This is a genomic window from Mycoplasmopsis gallopavonis (assembly GCF_900660635.1).
GTDB lineage: Bacteria > Bacillota_I > Bacilli_A > Mycoplasmatales > Metamycoplasmataceae > Mycoplasmopsis > Mycoplasmopsis gallopavonis.
Genome location: NZ_LR215032.1, coordinates 136,783 through 156,136 on the forward strand (window position 1 = coordinate 136,783; position 19,354 = coordinate 156,136).

15 protein-coding genes are annotated in these 19,354 nt (G+C 25.6%); 13 read left to right on the forward strand and 2 right to left on the reverse strand.

Going from position 1 to position 19,354, the window contains the following annotated elements; genetic code table 4:
• Window positions 1-21: 21 nt before the first annotated feature.
• The gene (locus EXC53_RS02955; protein ID WP_129724505.1) at window positions 22-1,236 is read right to left on the reverse strand and encodes an IS3 family transposase; all 1,215 of its coding nucleotides are present in this window, start codon (window positions 1,234-1,236) and stop codon (window positions 22-24) included.
• Window positions 1,237-1,282: 46 nt separating this feature from the next.
• The gene (locus EXC53_RS02960; RefSeq protein WP_129724686.1) at window positions 1,283-2,947 is read right to left on the reverse strand and encodes an endonuclease; all 1,665 of its coding nucleotides are present in this window, start codon (window positions 2,945-2,947) and stop codon (window positions 1,283-1,285) included.
• A gap of 296 nt (window positions 2,948-3,243) precedes the next feature.
• Between EXC53_RS02960 and EXC53_RS02965 the strand changes: the two genes are divergently transcribed.
• From EXC53_RS02965 to EXC53_RS03030, 13 genes are all read left to right on the forward strand, one after another.
• Window positions 3,244-4,956, forward strand: a complete 1,713-nt coding sequence (locus tag EXC53_RS02965) for an ABC-2 transporter permease (protein WP_129724688.1) — start codon at window positions 3,244-3,246, stop codon at window positions 4,954-4,956.
• On the forward strand, window positions 4,956-5,663 hold the full coding sequence (locus EXC53_RS02970; protein WP_119572239.1) for an ABC transporter ATP-binding protein: 708 nt from the start codon (window positions 4,956-4,958) through the stop codon (window positions 5,661-5,663). The genes EXC53_RS02965 and EXC53_RS02970 overlap by 1 nt, the downstream gene beginning before the upstream one ends.
• Window positions 5,641-6,627 (forward strand): aromatic motif membrane protein, encoded by a 987-nt coding sequence (locus tag EXC53_RS02975; protein WP_119572238.1) that lies wholly within the window; start codon window positions 5,641-5,643, stop codon window positions 6,625-6,627. The genes EXC53_RS02970 and EXC53_RS02975 overlap by 23 nt, the downstream gene beginning before the upstream one ends.
• Window positions 6,617-7,603, forward strand: a complete 987-nt coding sequence (locus EXC53_RS02980; RefSeq protein WP_165261026.1) for an aromatic motif membrane protein — start codon at window positions 6,617-6,619, stop codon at window positions 7,601-7,603. The genes EXC53_RS02975 and EXC53_RS02980 overlap by 11 nt, the downstream gene beginning before the upstream one ends.
• Window positions 7,587-8,453, forward strand: coding sequence for an aromatic motif membrane protein (locus EXC53_RS02985; protein ID WP_119572236.1), 867 nt, complete (start codon window positions 7,587-7,589; stop codon window positions 8,451-8,453). Before EXC53_RS02980 ends, EXC53_RS02985 begins: the two co-directional genes overlap by 17 nt.
• Before the next feature lie 47 nt (window positions 8,454-8,500).
• Window positions 8,501-9,175, forward strand: coding sequence for a hypothetical protein (locus EXC53_RS02990; protein WP_129724690.1), 675 nt, complete (start codon window positions 8,501-8,503; stop codon window positions 9,173-9,175).
• Between the two features lie 100 nt (window positions 9,176-9,275).
• Entirely contained in the window at window positions 9,276-9,893 is a 618-nt protein-coding gene (gene trmB, locus EXC53_RS02995) for a tRNA (guanosine(46)-N7)-methyltransferase TrmB (RefSeq protein WP_129724692.1), read from the forward strand.
• 211 nt (window positions 9,894-10,104) lie between these two features.
• Window positions 10,105-11,793 (forward strand): IS1634 family transposase, encoded by a 1,689-nt coding sequence (locus EXC53_RS03000; RefSeq protein WP_129724694.1) that lies wholly within the window; start codon window positions 10,105-10,107, stop codon window positions 11,791-11,793.
• 457 nt (window positions 11,794-12,250) lie between these two features.
• Window positions 12,251-13,159: an ROK family protein gene (locus EXC53_RS03010; RefSeq protein ID WP_119572296.1), complete on the forward strand. Its 909-nt coding sequence runs from the start codon at window positions 12,251-12,253 to the stop codon at window positions 13,157-13,159.
• A gap of 132 nt (window positions 13,160-13,291) precedes the next feature.
• Window positions 13,292-14,851, forward strand: a complete 1,560-nt coding sequence (locus EXC53_RS03015; RefSeq protein WP_129724696.1) for a hypothetical protein — start codon at window positions 13,292-13,294, stop codon at window positions 14,849-14,851.
• A 12-nt stretch (window positions 14,852-14,863) separates the two neighbouring features.
• Window positions 14,864-16,018, forward strand: coding sequence for a tRNA uracil 4-sulfurtransferase ThiI (gene thiI / locus EXC53_RS03020; RefSeq protein WP_119572294.1), 1,155 nt, complete (start codon window positions 14,864-14,866; stop codon window positions 16,016-16,018).
• 69 nt (window positions 16,019-16,087) lie between these two features.
• Window positions 16,088-17,362, forward strand: coding sequence for an IS3 family transposase (locus EXC53_RS03025; protein WP_129724537.1), 1,275 nt, complete (start codon window positions 16,088-16,090; stop codon window positions 17,360-17,362).
• Between the two features lie 274 nt (window positions 17,363-17,636).
• Window positions 17,637-19,265: an IS1634 family transposase gene (locus tag EXC53_RS03030; protein WP_129724553.1), complete on the forward strand. Its 1,629-nt coding sequence runs from the start codon at window positions 17,637-17,639 to the stop codon at window positions 19,263-19,265.
• Window positions 19,266-19,354: the final 89 nt, after the last annotated feature.

Sequence of the window (19,354 nt, forward strand, 5' to 3'; positions counted from 1 at the left end):
ATTAAACTAGGACAGAAAAAATTAACAATTTATTAAATTGGATAACCCCGTACTATATTCGTATGGGGTTTTTCAATTCAGACATGATTGAATTCTAAATTTGTTGTATCAATTAACATAATTAGATATTACTTTTTCTAGTTCACTCAAAGTCATAGCTTTGATATTTAAATCTCTAATTAATTCAGTTTTTAAATTTGAAAATCAATATTCCACAACTCTATTATCTAAACTATTTCCTACTTTTGAAAGTGAAATTATTCCACCTTTATTTTGAATAAAACGAGAAAAATCATCAGATGTATAAGTTGAGCAATGATCTGAATGTAATATAAAACTTTTTTCAAAATCAACATTTTCAAATGTTTTGTAAATTAATTTGGAATCTCTAAATTTAGAAAGAGAAAAACTAATTATTTCTTTAGTTTTATGTTTAATTACTACTGAAAGATAAACATTATTGTTTATTGCATCTTTTGTCGCTGGAAGATATGTTACATCAGTAGCATATATATTTCTGTTATATACATCATTATAATCTCTATTAACAATGTTTTCTTTTATGACAGATGTGTTCTTTGATTCTTTTAGTTTTTTTCTTTTTCTGATATTGCAAAATAAACCTAAGGCATTCATATATCTTCCTAGAGTTCTTTCGTTTATGTCTATTTTATAGTGCTTTAAGATAAAATATTTTAATTTTTGTCTACCATATTTAGATCTATTTTGTTTAAATGAATCAATAATCAAGTCTTGGTACTTTATTTTTCTGGATTTATTTTTAGGAGCAAAATTATTTCTTTTATGTTTGGATATTGTTTGTCTACAAAGATACAACAAAATAGCAAGTTTATACGAAGCCATATTAATATGTGATGCCTCTTGAACTTTCTCTGTTTTAAATTTATCTTTTGTAATTTCTCTATATCTTTTTGCAATTTCAATTAAATCTTCTCGTGTAAAAATGTCTCAATTTATATCTTGTTCTTTCTCTTTTCTTGACCTACCGGTTCCAGGCTTTCTTGGTTTTTTATTCATATTACAATTATAATGTTTTAATATTCCTCGTAATCTTGCTTTCACATATTTATCTTTTGCTTTTGCACCATATTTATACATAAGTTCAATTGCATACTTTTTGCCTAATTGAAAAAATGTATTATAAATTTCTTTTTCTTGTTCTTCTGTAAAATGTTTACCCATTTTTTCTCCTTTAAAAATATAAAAAATTAACATTCGAAGGAATGTTAATTTTTATTGTCCTAGTTTATATGCGTGTTTTTTATTGCTTGATTCCAACTAAAATTCCTTTATTGACAAATGGTTTTGTACCAAAAAGACTTTCTTCGATTGTCGGGTAATCAATAAATGGATTTCTTCTTTTTTGATGAGTAAATTTTGAAGTTTCATTATTACGAATAATATCAAATTGATTTACTCTATCTTTTTTGTGTCAGTTTAAATAAACTTCTAAATAATGATTTTTTAAATAAGGTGCACTTTGTTGGAATACAAGATTACCATTTCCATTATATTTATTTTCTCTTGCATAAGTAAAAGCGAAATATAAGTAAGCTCTAGCAATATCACCTTTAAATGCATCAATTGGCTCAAAAACTTGATATCCCATTGACCCTGTTCCTAATTTTCCGCCGTTTAAAGAAGTTCATGTAGCATTTTTTACAACATCATGTGGATCGTTTCCTCTAACACCATTAACTTTGATATCTGTTGGAAAAACATGGAATGGATCATTTCTCATTTTATCAACTTTAGCGAATCAAGATTGCGGAATTAAATGCTCACGATTCATTCCATCACCCTCTTTTTTAGCAGCATTGCTTGTTGGATATGATTGATATACATAAGGATCTTTACCAACTGGATTTTCACTATAAACATCTAACATTGTGTTGTCTTTTTCAAAATACTTATCTTTAAATGCATTCGAAGTGTTATAAAAATTCTTTAAACTATCATAATTACCTTGTTCTTGTTTTGAAGCCTGAAGTTGAACAAGAGCATTCATTAATTTTTCACCATAAAGACCATTTAAAGATTCATAATAATTATTAGAAGGATCATATATCAATTTAGAAGCATCAAAAGAATTATCAATTGTTAAGGTTTTATCAGCAACAGGGTTACTTGTACTTCCTTCTTCTCTATTTGAAGTATTGGTGGTTTTTAAATATTTAGCAGGAATAAAGAATTCACTTCAATAAGGACCATAGTGACCTGTTGAGCTTTCTGTTTTACCTTCTGAATTAATAGAAACTAAATAGTAATAAACTTTTACTTGTCCGTTTTCAGAATTAAATTCAACTCTTAAATTTGTATTTGGAAAACCTTTTTTAGTAATATATCTTTTTGAATTATCAAGTGCAGGTAAAACATCAACAAATTTTTCTGAAACATTTTCAAAAACAATTCCTTCTTTTGCTTGATTACCACTTCTTGCTACCAATTCTTTTTCCCTAGGCATAAATCATAATTGAAGACCATATTTTGGATCAGGAGTATTTAAATGTTCAACCAATGCTTGTCAATCCATATTGTTAGATGGTGTAAATAAATTGTATGCTCCATATTTATTAATAAAACTTTTTACTTTATCGTCAGATATTTCATCTTTATTAACACTAGGTACTATTGTTCTTTTTTGAACTGGTTGAGGTTGCTCTGGTTGAGGTTGCTCTGGTTGAGGTTGCTCTGGTTGAGGTTGCTCTGGTTGAGGTTGCTCTGGTTGAGGTTGCTCTGGTTGAGGTTGCTCTGGTTGAGGTTGCTCTGGTTGAGGTTGCTCTGGTTGAGGTTGTGTTGGAGTAGTTTCTTTTTCTATACCTTTATCATTTGCTTTTTCAAATTTACAAGATGTTGCAACACTTATGCTGCTAATAATTGAAAATGCAGTGAAAAAATTTAAAAGGTATTTAGTTTTTTTATTCATTATTAATCTCCTTAATATTAGAAAAACTTTCTAAATTTAGATATTTAATATTATAAATAAATAATATATTGGTATTTTAAAATGCAAGTTTTTTCCACATTTAATGTGATGCTTTTAAATTAATTTTCAAAAATAAAAAATAATATATTACTCGAAAGTAATATTTAGGTTATAATATATTACATAACAGTAATATATAAGAGGTACATATGAAACAAATTTGAAAATATAGCTCTTTTCTTAATCGGGTAAACCTGTTAAGAAAGACTACTTGAATTATTCCGTTAGTATATTTTGTGCTTTTTTTAATCACAACAATATTACTCGGAACTTTAAAAATTAATATAAATAATAATCTTATTATTTATATCTTTGCTTTTATTACAATTCTATTTACTATTTTTTATAGTTCTTTAATTTATATAAATATTTTTAAAGAACTAGAAAATGATGGTTTAGAAATATTAACATTAAGCAAACCAATTAGTAGAAACAAAATTTACTTAGGTAAAAGTTTTTATTTAATTTTATTTAGTTTAGTTTTTGCAATTGCTCTTGGTCTTTTAAACACATTGCTTTTAATTAGTTTAAAACTATTTAGTCAAATTCTGCTATATCTTGGAATTAGCGTAATTACTTATTTTTTAATCTTCAATTTTATCGGATCAATTGCTTCATTGATTGCTTATAAAACAAACACTAAAATCGCAATGACAATTCCTTTCATTGTCTCAACTCCACTAATGATTGGTGGAACAATTTTAAATAGCTACTCAACTAGCATTTCAAATAATTTTAATTACTATTTAAATTTAAAATATCAACATAATCTTTCGGGAAAAATTAGTAATGCCGAAGAGTTTTATTTGAATAACAATCAAGATAATTTATTTTTCGTGCCAAATGGATATGAAAATGATTCTTTTTCAAAGAATCAAAAAGATTTCTTTAATGAAATTTATAAATTATCAGCAAATGCTTCAAAAGAGTTAAATCTTTATTCTTGACTTGCAGTTCCGTATCAATTTTTAGATATTTTTAACACTAGTGATAAAAATATTTTCAACAACAATATCAAGCAAAATAACCTTGAAAATGTTTTATTTTACAAAAATAATGATTCTTATTTATTTAATTACAAATTGAAAGATAAAGCTAACTTAGCAACTAAAGCTCTTTTTGAAGTTAATGATGAAAGTGTTGAAAAATTCATTGTTCCTGGTGCTTTAAAAAATCAAACATTAAGAGATGGATACAGTAATACAAATATTATTTATGCACGAGAGGGTGCAAGTGATTTTAAACAAATTTTCCCAGAGGATAAATATGTTTTTGCAGCAAGTGATAATTTAGTTGGTGAATTAAAATGAGAATATATTAAAGAAATTTTAGAAAATAAAGATTTTCAAAAATATGCTCAAAACTTTTTTGAACAATTTACAAAAAATCAAATAAATGATTTAAATGAATTAAAACAACAAATTTTAACAAAACTAGAAAATCAAATAAATGATGAGCAAGCTTTTTTAAATACTTATGCCAATAACTTTGTTACTGCATTTAATCCAATTGCAATTGAAAATAAACAAATTAAAACCACAACTGAGAAAAAAATTTACTTAGCAACAGCGATGCTTTACTATGCATACTTTAGCTTTAATAACTCTCAAATAGTTCAGGCTATTTTAATCAATCCTGATTTAGAGAAAAATTATGAGCAAGATAAATTAACACTTTTAATTGGGAAATTTAAATACAAAATTGGTGGATATTCAAGTTATACACCAGTTCAAGAGGTTAGCACAATTAATGATGAACAAAAAGTAATTATTAGATACAACTTAGAAGAAAGTAATAACTTTTTATTCCAAGAAGTAGCAAATGTTTATGAATTAGAGCGTTCTAATTTAGTTGTTTCTAAATGAGGATACATTGGTTTATGAACTTTAATTACAGCTTTATTAATTGCGTTTAACACATACAAATACAACAAAAAGGACTATAAATAATGCAAAAAATTTTAGAAGTAAAAAATTTAAACAAAATTTATAAATCAAAAGATAGAGTAAGTGGTATTTTTGATTTAAATTTTTCTGTTGAAAAGGGTTCTTTCCATGCATTCATTGGTGAAAATGGTGCAGGAAAAACAACTACAATTAAAAGTATTGTTGGTGCTTATTGCAATTATGATGGAGAAATTTTAATTGGAGGAATCGCTAATACTAAACCAGAAAGTAAAAAGCTTTTAGGTTATGTGCCTGAAAATGCAATTTTTCCAAAAGATTTAACAACTTTTGATTATCTCTTTGCTCTTGCTTGTTTAAATGGTTTGAATAAAAAAGAAGCTGAAACAAAAATTGATCAATTACTTGCTAAATTTGAAATTAGTGACTTAAAAAACCAAAAACCATATAATTTTTCATCTGGACAAAAGAAAAAAATTCTTTTAATTCAAGCTTTAATGTTTGAACCTGAAATTTTAATTTTAGATGAACCTGCTGCCAACTTAGATCCGACAGCTAGATATAATTTATTTAAACTTCTTCAAGAATTAAATAAAGAAGGAAAGACGATTTTTATTTCATCACACGTTTTAAGCGAAATTGATAAATACACCAATTCTCTAACTTTAATTCATCAAGGTCAAATTGTTTATAGCGGAATCAAAAACAAAGATTTAGAAAGTATTTTCTATGAAAAAGTTATCAAGAAATAAAAAAATACTCATAATAGCACTAACAAGTTTAGGTCTTTTATCTATTGCAAGTGCTACTTCTGTTTTGTGAAATAATAAAATCCAAAATTCAGCAAAAAAAGAGTTTCAAAAAAGCTTTCAAAGTCAGATTGATCCACATTTAAAAAATCTTGTTAATTGATACTTTGATGATGACCAAAATCAAATCAATGATTTTTACACAACAGAACAACAAAATAATGATTTATTACTAAAAGAACTTAAATCAACATTAATTCTTGCTCCATTATGAGATGTTTCTGTTATAGATAAAGCTGGTGATAAAGAAAAACAAGTTTATAAATCAATAAACTTGTTAAAAAATATCATTAAAAACAACTGGTTTTGATTTTTAAACAATTTAGATAAATTTCAGTTTTTATACAATCCATATGGTGCAATGTATAGTGATGATTATCCAACATCTCCAAAAGATATTTTGACAAAAATTCAAACAAAAATTAGCAATAATGAAACTTTATTAATCAATAATAGCACCAAAAAAATTCAAAATATTTATGAATTTGAAGTTCCAGATACTAAATATGATGTTTGAAGCAACAAAAAAATCTTATTTTTCCAACTTGGACAAAATAAATTTATACCACTTTTAAAATTTAATAAAGAAAACAAAAAATACTTGCAAGTACTTCCAGAAATGCTTGTAATGCACACAACAATTAAAACCAAAGATGCACTTCAAAAATTTTTAAATGCTGCACTTGTTAATAATTTAAAAATTCAAAACGATTACATTGAATATCAAATGAAATTACAACCTGATTTTAATATTGAAGATTACAAAAGAGATAGCAACGATCAATATTATTTTAGTATTTTTGATGGATACAATTATTCAGAAAGCTTCAAAAATGCAATTAATCAAATTCAAACAGAGGGAATTATTATGGAAAGATATACTTGAGGTTATATTAATGAAAAATAAATTATTAAACATACTTACTTTTAGTTCAATTCCTCTTGCTTTCACTTCTTGTGCAAATTACCAAACTAATTCCCAATACGATAAATTTATCGATCACAAACTAGATGTTAATACAACCGTTTTGAACAAAGATACTCAAAGAACTCAAAAAATCTTAAACTTTTTACTCAAAGAAGTTTTCAAAGATAATGAAGTTGAGCGTTTAAATTTCATTACAAATCAATCAAATCCTGACATCATAAATAATTTTAAAAATCTTCAAGCTAAATATCAAGAAATTTTTAAAGCTAAAGAAGGTTTAAAACAAGAAATTGCGGACTTAAATAAAAAAATTGATTGATATAAATTTTTAATTGGTCAATATTGAAACGAACTACAAGAAGCACAAGCACAACTAATTGCTCTAAATGATCAAAATGAAAATTACAACGAAAAAGAAAAAGATTATTTAACTCAATTTGGAAATTTAATTAGCGATAACTGATATTTCTTTTTAACCAATTTAGATAAATTTCACTATGAGTTTTTCCAATATATTGGACAAACTTTTGCTGATAAAGATTTTATTAGTCGTGATTATATTAATAGTCTTAAAACGAAAAAACCAACAACTGCATTTAATTTATACGACAACAATTTAAATGAATTAATTTTAGGAGAAGAAACCAGAGAGTTGCAAAACGCAAATATTTATTATCTTAACAAAGATAAATTAGTTTTTAGAATTACAATTGCAAATATTAACTCAAATAATCCAGTTTTAAAAATTGATCCTTATATTTGATATTTTGAAAATCTCAAAGCTCAAAAAATTTCTTTAAATTTAATTTCATCAATTTATCACTTTGCTTTTATTCATAATTATCCACAGTCATACGATCAATTCATTATAGATATGGTGCAAAAACAAAGATACGGGGAACCAGCTTATTTATTAATTACAGCCAAGGAGAACAATAATGAAGAAATTTCTTAATTGATTACCATTAGCATTTACTCCATTTGTTCTTGCTTCATGTAATAATTCAAACGAAAAAATTATTAAATACCAACAAAAAATTCAAGAACCCGAAACAACAAATCAAGCTGATTTTAATTTATTTGCAAAAACAAATGTAATTCAAACAATTTTAAATATAATTTATCCAGATAAAACAGAACAACAAAAATATGTTAACGAACAAATTAACTTAGATCAAAATTACAAAAATCAGGTTCAAGTTGCTTTAAGATATGCAAATAACATTACAGGTTCACTTCGTAGTTTTTATAGTTTTGGTGGTCCTGTTGCAACTATCAAAGCTTCAAATGACATTCTGGATAATCTTGTTAAAAAGAATTGACTCTTTTTCTTATTTAATTTATCAAACATTACTTTCATGCAAGATCCGGAATTCACTCGTGATAAAACAGCTTCTGAATTGGATAGTGAAAACGCCGAAAATGCTCTACTTTATAATCAATTTTATCGTCCTAAAAGCAATCAAATTATTGATTATGTTGTTCAAGAATATAGCAATGATGAATGAGAAAACGAAAAAGTTATTTATATGCTCACCAAAGAAGGTTATATTCTTCAACTTAATATCATCATCCCAAAACAAGAAGACTCACAATTAAGCGTTAATTTATCAATGTATCTTTACACATATCCTAAACTGCTTTTAAGCCTAAATAAAACAGAGATTTTTGATCTTAAAAAGTTTATTTTAGATACCAAAAGTTTTAGTGATTTTGATCTTTATGGTTCAAACACAAATAATGTTTTATTTACTGACAAATATGGAGGGGCAGTTTTAAGATATACAGCTGTCGATATTAAATAATGCTTAAAAAAATTAAATTTTTCTCTCTAATTTCCTTAACACCTATTTTGCCACTTATAACTTTAAGTTGTAATGACACTAAAACAAAAGTTAAAAAAATTGACCTTGAAACAAGTTTAAAAGCTCAATTTAATCCAAATCAAATTAGTTCGCTCTCAGAATTAAAAGCTTCTTTAAAAGTTCAAGATAACTATCAAAATTCAGCTTATCAGCTACTTCTTCAAAATAACTCTAAATTTATTTTAGATAATTTACATTCATTTCAGTTCTCCTCACAAGGACAAGGTTTTTATCAGTTTCCAAATCCTGAAGTTAGTTTTAGCAATGGTTTTAAACATAATTTACAACTTCAAGGTGCAACAACTGATGCAACATCAGCAACTCATATTCACTTTAATTCAAATGTTAAATTTACAATCGGTAACGGAAGAGAAATTAATAAAGTAGTTTTATTTGACTCAAATAATCCATCATATTCAAAAATCGGTTTTATAATTATCGGTTACTTAGTCTTTAAAATTGAAATTGATCATAATAATGTTGCTAAATTATCAAATTTAATTCTTTATTTTAAATATCCTGATAAAAGTTTGGAAGTTAATTCTAATCTTCTCAATAAATTCTTTAATCCACAAGTAATTAATCAAGAATTAGTCAATGAATATGAACAAGCAGTTTATAGCGGTCAAATTGCTCCTGCCGTTGTTTTAATGATTAAATAATTTCAAAAACACAAGTAATTTGTGTTTTTTTGTTAATACTTTTTGTTATATTCAAAATAATTCAAATAAGTTTATTATTTTAATCTATAATAAAAAGACTATGAGATTAAGACATGACAAAAATGCTCAGGAAAATTTAAATAAATCTGAGTTTTATATAAAAGAATTTCCAATTAAATTAGAAGCTAATAATATTTTAGAAATTGGTGCAGGTAAAGGCGAAATGATTTCGCAACTAGCCTTGCATAATCCAGATATTAAATTTTTTGCACTCGAAAAATACCCAACAGTTGCAAATAAAATTTTAAGAAAAATCGAGAATTTAAATCTTTCTAATCTTTTTATAATTACCAAAGATGCATTAGAAATACCTGAAATTTTTGAAAGTAAAATCGATAAAATTTGATTAACTTTTAGTGATCCTTGACCTAAAAAAGCTCACACAAAACGAAGATTAACTTATCAAACATTTTTATTAATTTATAAAAATTTATTAAGCGAAAATGGAGAACTTTGATTCAAAACAGATAATGACAAATTATTTGATTTTTCTCTTGAATCATTAAATGAAAACAATTGAGAAATTATTTACCAAACTCGTGATTTGCATAATAGTAAGTATAATGCAGACAACTTTCAAACTGGTTACGAACAAAAATGAGCAAGCCTTGGTAAAAATATAAATTTTTTAATTGCTAAACCTAAAAATGAATTCTAGAATTGATTTTTTTCTTGCCCTAGCCAATTGATTAATCATTTTTACATTTCTTTAAAAAGATTTCAAAATTGTTTAATTTATAATTTTTATTATGAATAATAATTTAAAAAATCCTGAGTTTCCAAGTTGGAAGCTCTTTTTTATACCTTTTACCTTATTACTTATATACATAGTATATAAGTACACTTTTTAATTATTTTAATTTTTTACAATGATTACAATGATAATAATGTATAATATAAATATGAGTAACTACATTCTGTATAAAAGAAAAAACCCAAAAGGGATTTACATTGCATTAGGAATATCAAAAGGATACGGTAAAGGGATTGGGAATTTAGTTGGATTAGGTTATTGAGAAGAAATTAAAGAAAAATATTCTCTGCAAAACATCGATGATTTAAAACCAATTGCTAGATTGGTTCCTGTTGGAGAAGATAAAATTGAAGTTAAAACCAAATTTTTCCAATTACTTAACCCAACATCTGTCGAAACAAATGTAAAAAACGTTGGTATTGAACTTATTTATAAAGTAATTAAAGAACTAGATTTATTTAAAGGATTACCTAAAACTAAACACAAATCTTTAGAAGAAGTATTAGAATTTATTGTTGCAACAAGAATAATTCAACCAAGAAGTTATATTTGTCAATACAAAAACAAAAATGATTTTTTACATAAGATAGATGTAAAAAAATCTTCAATTTATAACTATTTTGATACTTTTTTAGAATATAAAAATACAATTTTAGTCAATATTTATAACAAAATGCAAGAATTGACAACTAGAAACACAAAATTAATACATTTTGATAATACAACTGTTTATTTTCAAAGTTTTTCAAGAGATGGTTTGAGAAAAAGGGGTTTTTCTAAAGATGGAAAACATGATGAGGATCAAATTGTTGTGGCTATGGCAGTTGATAATAATGGTATTCCTTTTCACTATAAAGTCTTCGAAGGAAATACTGGAGATTCTAAAACTCTTGTGAAATTTTTAATTGAAATGCAAAGAATTTACAAAACAAAAGACACAATAATAGTTGCTGATAAAGGTATTAGTCAAAATGCAAATTTAAGATATTTAGAACAAAAAGGATATAAATATATAGTACAGAAACGTATTGATATTCTTGGAAAAGAAGATAAAGCATTTATAGTAAATGATCAAGGGTTTGTTCAAGAAAATGATTATTTTACTAAATCTAGATTCGTCCAATCTATTTGAGCTAAAAACAAAAATAAAAAAAGATATAGCGATACTTTTAGAAAACAATTTGTCTATTTTAGCCCTTCAAAACAAACTTTAGACAAAATAAAAAGACAAAATCTTATTAATAAATTGGAGAAAAAGTCTATTAACGGTGAATTGCCATTAAGTGCTTTGGTTCCAGAATATAAGAAAAAGTATATGGATGTAGATGGTAAAACAGTCGGAAGACTAAATATCGAAAAAATTAAAAAAGTAGCTAATGAAGATGGCTTTTATATGATTGAAACCAACATAACAAACATAGATTCAAAAGAAGCGAATGAAATATATAAGGGACAATGAAAAGTGGAAGAAGGATTCAGAACCTTGAAATCAGCAATTGAAGTTAGACCGATGTACGTTTATAAAGACGAGCATATTCAATCTCATGTATTTTTATGCTTTTTGTCTCTAATTGTTTTGAAATATTGCATTTATAAATTAAAGAAATTTTATAAAGATAATGGAGAGATCCAAAAACTCACAATGAATATGTTTATAGATGCATTGAAACTTATAACAATCACAACAAAGACTGTGAATGGTAAAGTTGTAAGTGAAATCAAGAATAATTTAGACCCAGAACATAAGGAATTAAACAAAATATATAGTGATTTTCAATATGTAGTGGATGGTCTATCATTGTAATTTAAAAGTACAAAAAACGAATACTCCTTATTTGTAGGTGTATTCGTTTTTTTCTTCATTACAACTTGGAAACACAGGAAAAAAGCTCACACAAAACGAAGATTAACTTATCAAACATTTTTATTAATTTATAAAAATTTATTAAGCGAAAATGGAGAACTTTGATTCAAAACAGATAATGACAAATTATTTGATTTTTCTCTTGAATCATTAAATGAAAACAATTGAGAAATTATTTACCAAACTCGTGATTTGCATAATAGTAAGTATAATGCAGACAACTTTCAAACTGGTTACGAACAAAAATGAGCAAGCCTTGGTAAAAATATAAATTTTTTAATTGCTAAACCTAAAAATGAATTCTAGAATTGATTTTTTTCTTGCCCTAGCCAATTGATTAATCATTTTTACATTTCTTTGAAAAGATTTCAAAATTGTTTAATTTATAATTTTTATTATGAATAATAATTTAAAAAATAACTTTGCTGCCGTAGATATTGGCGGAACCAATATTAGATTTGCTTTATTTGATCAAAATGGTCAAATTATTTTAAAAGAAAAAACTCAAACAAACTATCATGATGCACAGCAAAACATGAATTGAATTATTGAGCATATTAATTTTCATAAAGTAAATTTTCTTGCTCTTTCAATTCCTGGTCCAAGTGATTATACAAACGGAATCGTTTTAAAAAGTCCTAATTTAGGTCCAACATGAGAGAATTTAGATATTAAAAATCTTCTCCTTAACAAAACAAATTTAAAAGATATAGTGTTTGAAAATGATGCTAATGCAATGGCATATGCAAACCACAAAATTCATAATTTAGATTCTCAAACCATTTCTCAGTTTTATACAATTTCAACCGGTTTTGGTGCTGGGTTAGTAATTGATGGTAAAGTTTATCACGGAAATAAATATTATGCTCAAGAAATAGCTCAACTTCCAATTTCCCGAGTGCCTTTTTTAGGAAAGCATCGCTTAAAAAATCCTTTCGCTTTAGAATTGCATTGTTCAGGCACAGGAATAGCAACAAAGGCTCAATTTTATAAAATCGGAACAGAAGCAAAAGAAGTATTTCAATTAGCTAAGGAAAATAATGTTTTAGCTCAAAAAATAATTGATGAAGCCGAAGAAACACTAGCTAGAATGTTTGCAATTTCAGCTGGCACAATTGCTCCCCACTACTTTTTTGTTGGCGGAAGTGTTGCTTTAAATGCTAAATTTCTTATTCAAAACGCTTTTAATAAAGCAAAAGAATGAAGTGATTCAAATCATTTTAATGAAATTAAATTAATTTTTGATAAATTAGGTGATGACAGTGCTTTAGTTGGACTTTATCACTTAATCAAAGATAAGAATTAAATCACAAAAAGATACAAACAACTTGTATCTTTTTGTTATTTTTTGAATTAATTTAATCTCATTTATACTCTTTTCTAAACACATCAATATCATAATAATATATAATTTAAATAAAATTTCAAAAGGAGGACTATGGGATATTTAATTACGTTTTTAATAATTTTAATAATTCTTTTAATTTTTACATTACTCCTTTTAACACGAAACATTTTATTAAACAAATATAAAGCAAAATCCAAAAAACTTTATATTGATTTACAAAGATCATTAAACGCTTCTAAAACAACAATTAAAAAAGCTGAATCATTACAAAGAACTAAAAAAGACACTTATGCTTCAATTTATTTAGAATTAAAAAAATTAAGCATTGATATGGAAAATAATTTCGAAATTTTTCTAACTTCTTATTTAGAACTTGATCAAAAAATTCAAAAACGTGAAATTTTCAAAGTTATTCGTGATAAAAACTTCTTATGAGAACAAGCTGATAAATTTCAAAATTTAGAAATTCAATTTAAAAATAAATCAAATAACTTCAAAATTCCATGAAGTATTATTGATGAAGATTTTTCAAATATGCTCGATATTTCTCAAAATTTACTAAATTGACTTGATGATAAAGAATATAATCTTCATTTTTTAAATAATAATTGAAAAAATAAAGTCACAGAATTTCGAAAGAATTTACAACTTGTAGAAAAAGCTAAATTAAATGCGGAGTTTGAAGTTGCTAATAAAAATATCATCGCTTCTAAAGAACAAGTCAAAGAACTAATTATTGAAATTAATCGTCTTGAAAAATTAGAATATGTGGTTTTTTATCAGTTGCCAAAAACCCTATTAAATCGTTCTCAAAATATTAACTTACCAATAAATTTAAGAGAATATTACGAAAAGTTTTATAAAGATTTTCAAAAAACTCTGCGTGAAAACACAAGCGGAATAATTAATAACTCACAACTTATTCTTCGTGCTCGTAACATTTATAAAATAATTTATGAAATGGATTGAATGACCAATAAGCAAATTCTTTTTAACAATTTCTATAATGTAAATCGTAAATTAATGGATCAAATAGTTCAAAGTACAGAAAATAAAATTAACAATCTCAAAAATCCGTCATTTAAACTAGAAAGTGCATTACAAATAATGAAAAACTCACTAAAAACTTTGGGTTCAAACTCTGTAATTGAAAACAAAATAAATGACACAAAAAGATTTATTTATGGTTCTAAAAAATTTGATCGTGAATATTATTATTCAATATCAAAACATCAAATCAAAAATGTTCAAAGAGATCGTAAAATTCACAAAATAGAAAATTCATTAACGGTTTATTTTGCTATTTCAATTAGCGAAATGCTTGATTCTAATCCCGAAACAGAGCAAGAATTAATTCAACTCAAAAATCTTTATCAAAATTACTTTGCAAACGAACTTAAATTTAGTGAAATTGATCAAATTTGAAGTCAATGAATTAAACTTCTTGCTAACTTAACTCGCAAAATTGCTATTAATGAAAAATATCTTGCAATGTACAAGAAATTAGAAGAATATCTAGGACAATCATATAAATATAAAAATAAATTAAATGATTTAAAAATTATTTTAAAAGCTGCAAATAATGATTTAGTAACAAAAAATTTTAAAGATGCTTATTTTAAATTAAAATCATTCATTAACAAAAACTAGAAAAGGATACTTATGAAGTATGACAAAATTTTAATCCGTTATGGAGAACTTGTTCTTAAAAAGAAAAATAGAAAAACTTTTATTAACACTTTAACCAACAATATTACTCATATTGTTGGTGAAAAACCAGAAGTTGAATTCGATCGTATGTATTTAACTTATTCAGAACAAAATATGAAAAATCTTGATTATGTTTTTGGGATTAGCTCATATTCTCCTGTTGCTGTTGTTGAAAATAACATCGAGGAATTTCAAAAGAAAATTTTAGAAATGATCGACCCTAAAGCTCAGACTTTTAAAATTCAAGCTCGTAGAAATTACAAAAAATTCGAATTTACTAGTGATCAATTAAATCACACATTGGGTGGATTTGTTTTAAAAAACACTAAATTAAAAGTTGATGTTCATAATCCTGATCAAATTTTTTACATTGAAGTAAGACATAATCATGCTTATATTTTTTCAAATTACAAACAAGGTCTTGGAGGACTTCCTGTTGGAGTTTCAGGAAAAGTTCTACACTTAATTTCTGGTGGTTTTGATTCTCCTGTTGCCGCCTTCAATATGATGAAAAGAGGTTTAAAAGTAGATTTTTTAACCTTTATTACACCTCCTCAAACTGATCAACGTACAATTGATAAAATTTCAACAGTTGTTAAAATTTTAAATCGTTATCAAGTTAACTCAAATTTATTAATTGCTGATTATTCATTTTTAATGAACTATATTGCTATGGTTTCAAAAGAATCATACAAAATAACATTGATGCGTCGTAGTTTTTATCGAATCGCAGAAATGATTGCAAGTAAATATGGTCAATTAGCAATTAGTAATGGTGATAACCTTGGACAAGTTGCATCGCAAACATTAGAATCACTCTCAACAATCGGAGCAGCCACAAATATGCAAATTCTCCGTCCACTTTTAACTTTTGATAAAAACGAAATTATTAATGTTGCTAAAAAAATTAAAACTCATGATGTTTCAATTATTCAGGCAAACGAAACTTGTGAACTCTTCGCACCAAAAGAACCAGTTACAAAACCAACAATTGCCGAAGCCACAAGATTAGAAGAAGAACTAAGTTTAATCCCTCAACTTGAAAAAGAACTTTTAGAAGGTAAAATAGAAGTTGTAAAATTTGGCAAAAAAGACTTCTTAGATTAATGCTATTTATCAAAAATAGACAGATCCTAAACTCAAACGGATTTGTCTATTTAAACTGGGACACGAAATATGGACACAACCATATTTCGTGTTTTTATATATTTAGGAGGTATTATGAGACAATTAAAAGCACATGAATGATTAGAACTATTCGGTAGTTATGAAGATTACAAAAATAATTTGATATCAAAAAATGATTTTGAACTTAAATATTATTCAATCAGAGGTTTTAGTTTTTTTGATAGAAAATTCAATGAGGCTAAAAAATATTTTGTCTTCAAGTATAACAGATATAATTTAGGAATGATAAATATAGAATCGCAAACAGGTAAATCATCTAAAAAAGGTAAAGGGTCAGGTAGACCAAAAAGGCAAAAAATTACTCCTATTGAAATTGTAAAAAAGGAATGAGAAAAAATGCCTAAGGAACAATTGATTGAAATTTTAGAAATTTATAAAGACTCTTTTGATAGAAATAATATTGAAGTTGATATTTCTAAAATTAAGAAATCTTCACTTTCTACAAGAAAATTGGGCCTATGCTTTAATAAATCTAAGTCAACAATTCACAATCTAAAAACTAAAGAGCAGCAAACAAGAAAAAAATCTGTAAATACTAAATATGATGAATTAATAATTAAGTCATTTAAGAAAAATAAGGGTTTGTTTGGTAGAAAAAGATTGGAAAGTTATATTAGAACAAAATTCCAAATAGATCTAAATTATAGGACTATTGGTAGAGCGATGAGAAGATTAAACTTATTTTGTTTAATCAGAAGAAAGAAAATAGATAGAGAACAAAAGAACACAAACGTAAAATTTATAGATCTTGTTAATCGTGATTATCACGGAGAGACAAACCAAATAATTGCCACTGATGTTACTTATATTTCTGCACCAAAAGATTGCTTAAACAATTTTGTATTTTTATCTGTTGCGATTGATCACAAAAGCAAATTTGTTGTTAATTATAATCTTTCAAAAAGAAATGATTTAGAACTAGTAATGGAACATATGTCTAAAATCAAAATGGATAAAAAATGAATAGCTCATTCTGATCATGGTTTCCAATATTCTTCAAAAACTTATGTAGATTTAATTCAGAAAAACAATGGTGTTGTATCAATGGGTAGAGTAGGAAATTCTTTAGATAATAGAGAAGCAGAATATTTCTTTTCAATTTTAAAATCAGAATGTTTAAAATTAATCGATATTACAAAAATAACTTTTAATGAATTAAAATCACTGATTGATGATTTTGTGTTTTGATACAACAACGAAAGAATTCAATCAGTATTAAATTGAAAAACACCTCAAGAGTGTTGAGGTGTTTTAGTAAATTAAACTTTTTGTCCACTTTTCGTGTCCCAGTTTAATTTTTTACATTTATTTTTTATATAAATAAAGCAAAATTTTTAGAAATTGCGAATAACCATTAATCTAGGTACCTCTAATTTTAAATCAGGTAAAACAATTGAATTTCCTAAAATAACCTGAGTTTCCAAGTTGAGCTTATTTTTTAGGCTTATTTTTTTATACATATATCAAAGATATATGACCTAAAGAAAAAAATGTTTTTTTTACTTACATTACACACATAAAATGATATAATAAGAGCATGAGTTACAGTTTATGCAAGAAAAAACAAAATGGAAAATATTATTTAGTTTTAGCTATTTCTAAAGGTTTTAAAAAAGGTTATGGAAATCAGATTGGTCTAGGGTACTGAGAAGATATCAAAGAAAAGTATGGATTATCTTCAATTGAAGATATAAAAGAAATAGCAAAAAAAGTAGATACATCTTTAGATAAAACTGTTGCAAAAGAAGAGTTTTTTAAATTATTAAAACCTACTTCTGTAAAAACAAGTATCCAAAATATTGGAGTTGATTTAATTTATAAAGTTATTAAAGAATTAGATTTATTTTCGGCATTACCAAAAAGTAAACATAAATCGTTAGAAGAGGTTTTGGAATTTTTCATAGCAACTAGAATTATCCTTCCAAGAAGCTATATGTCACAATATAAAAATAAAAGTGATTTTATAAATGATATTAATGTTAAAAAATCATCAATATATAACTATCTTGATGTTATTTTCGAAAATAAGAATTCTGTTTTAGTCAATTTATTTCAAAAAATAAATGAATTCACAAATCGTAATAATAAAGTTTTTCACTTCGATAACACAACAGTTTATTTTGAAAGCTTTACAAGAGAAGGAATAAGAAAAAACGGTTTTTCAAAAGACGGAAAACACAATGAAGATCAAGTAGTCATAGCAATGGCTGTAGATGAAAACGGAATACCAATACACTATAAAGTGTTCCCAGGTAACACGGCTGATGGTAAAACAATGTTATCCTTCGTTTTAGAACTTCAATCAATCTATAAAATAAAGGATATTATAATAGTTGCAGATCGTGGAATAAATAACAATGCAAACTTACGTTTCCTAGAACAAAAAGGAATTAAATATATATTCCAAAAAAGATTAGATACATTAAGTATTGGGATGAAAAAATTCATTCTTGAGGACAAACATTATGTTTTTAGAGATGAAATGTTTTGGAAAGAACAAATTGTTGAATCTGTTTGAAACAAAAATAGATTTAATGGTAAATACAGAAAATGATGTGTGTTTTTCAGTCCTGGGAAAAAGACTTTAGATAAATTAAAAAGAAATAATTTTATTGATAAATTGAATAAGAAAACTGTAAATGGAGAACTCCCACTTAGTTCTTTAGTTCCAGAATATAAAAAGAAATACATGGACATTGATGGCAAAACAGTGGGTAAATTAAATTGAGAGAAAATTAAGAAAAAAGAATCTGAAGATGGTTTTTACATTATTGAAACCAATATTTTAGATTTAACACCAGAAAAAGCTAATGAAATTTACAGAAAACAATGAAAAGTAGAAGAAAATTTCAGAACATTAAAATCTTCTTTACAAGTTAGACCTGTTTTTGTTCATAATGAACAGCATATACTTGCACATCTTTTATTATGTTTCATTGCTCTTGTTGTTTTAAAATACTGTCTTTATAAATTAAAGAAATATTATGAAATCAATGGAGAAATACAAAAAGTGACGTTAGATTTATTTGTGGATTCATTAAGAATGATGACTATAACAAAAAAAGAAGTAAATGGAAAAGTGGTACAAGAAATAATTAATGATTTGGATGAAAACCACAAAGAAAATATAAAAATTTATAAAGATTTTATCGCATGTATGAGTTAATTCTATGTGTGTAATTTTAAATGTAAAAAAACGAATACACCTTATTTATAGATGTATTCGTTTTTTATAGCGTCTCAACTTGGAAACTC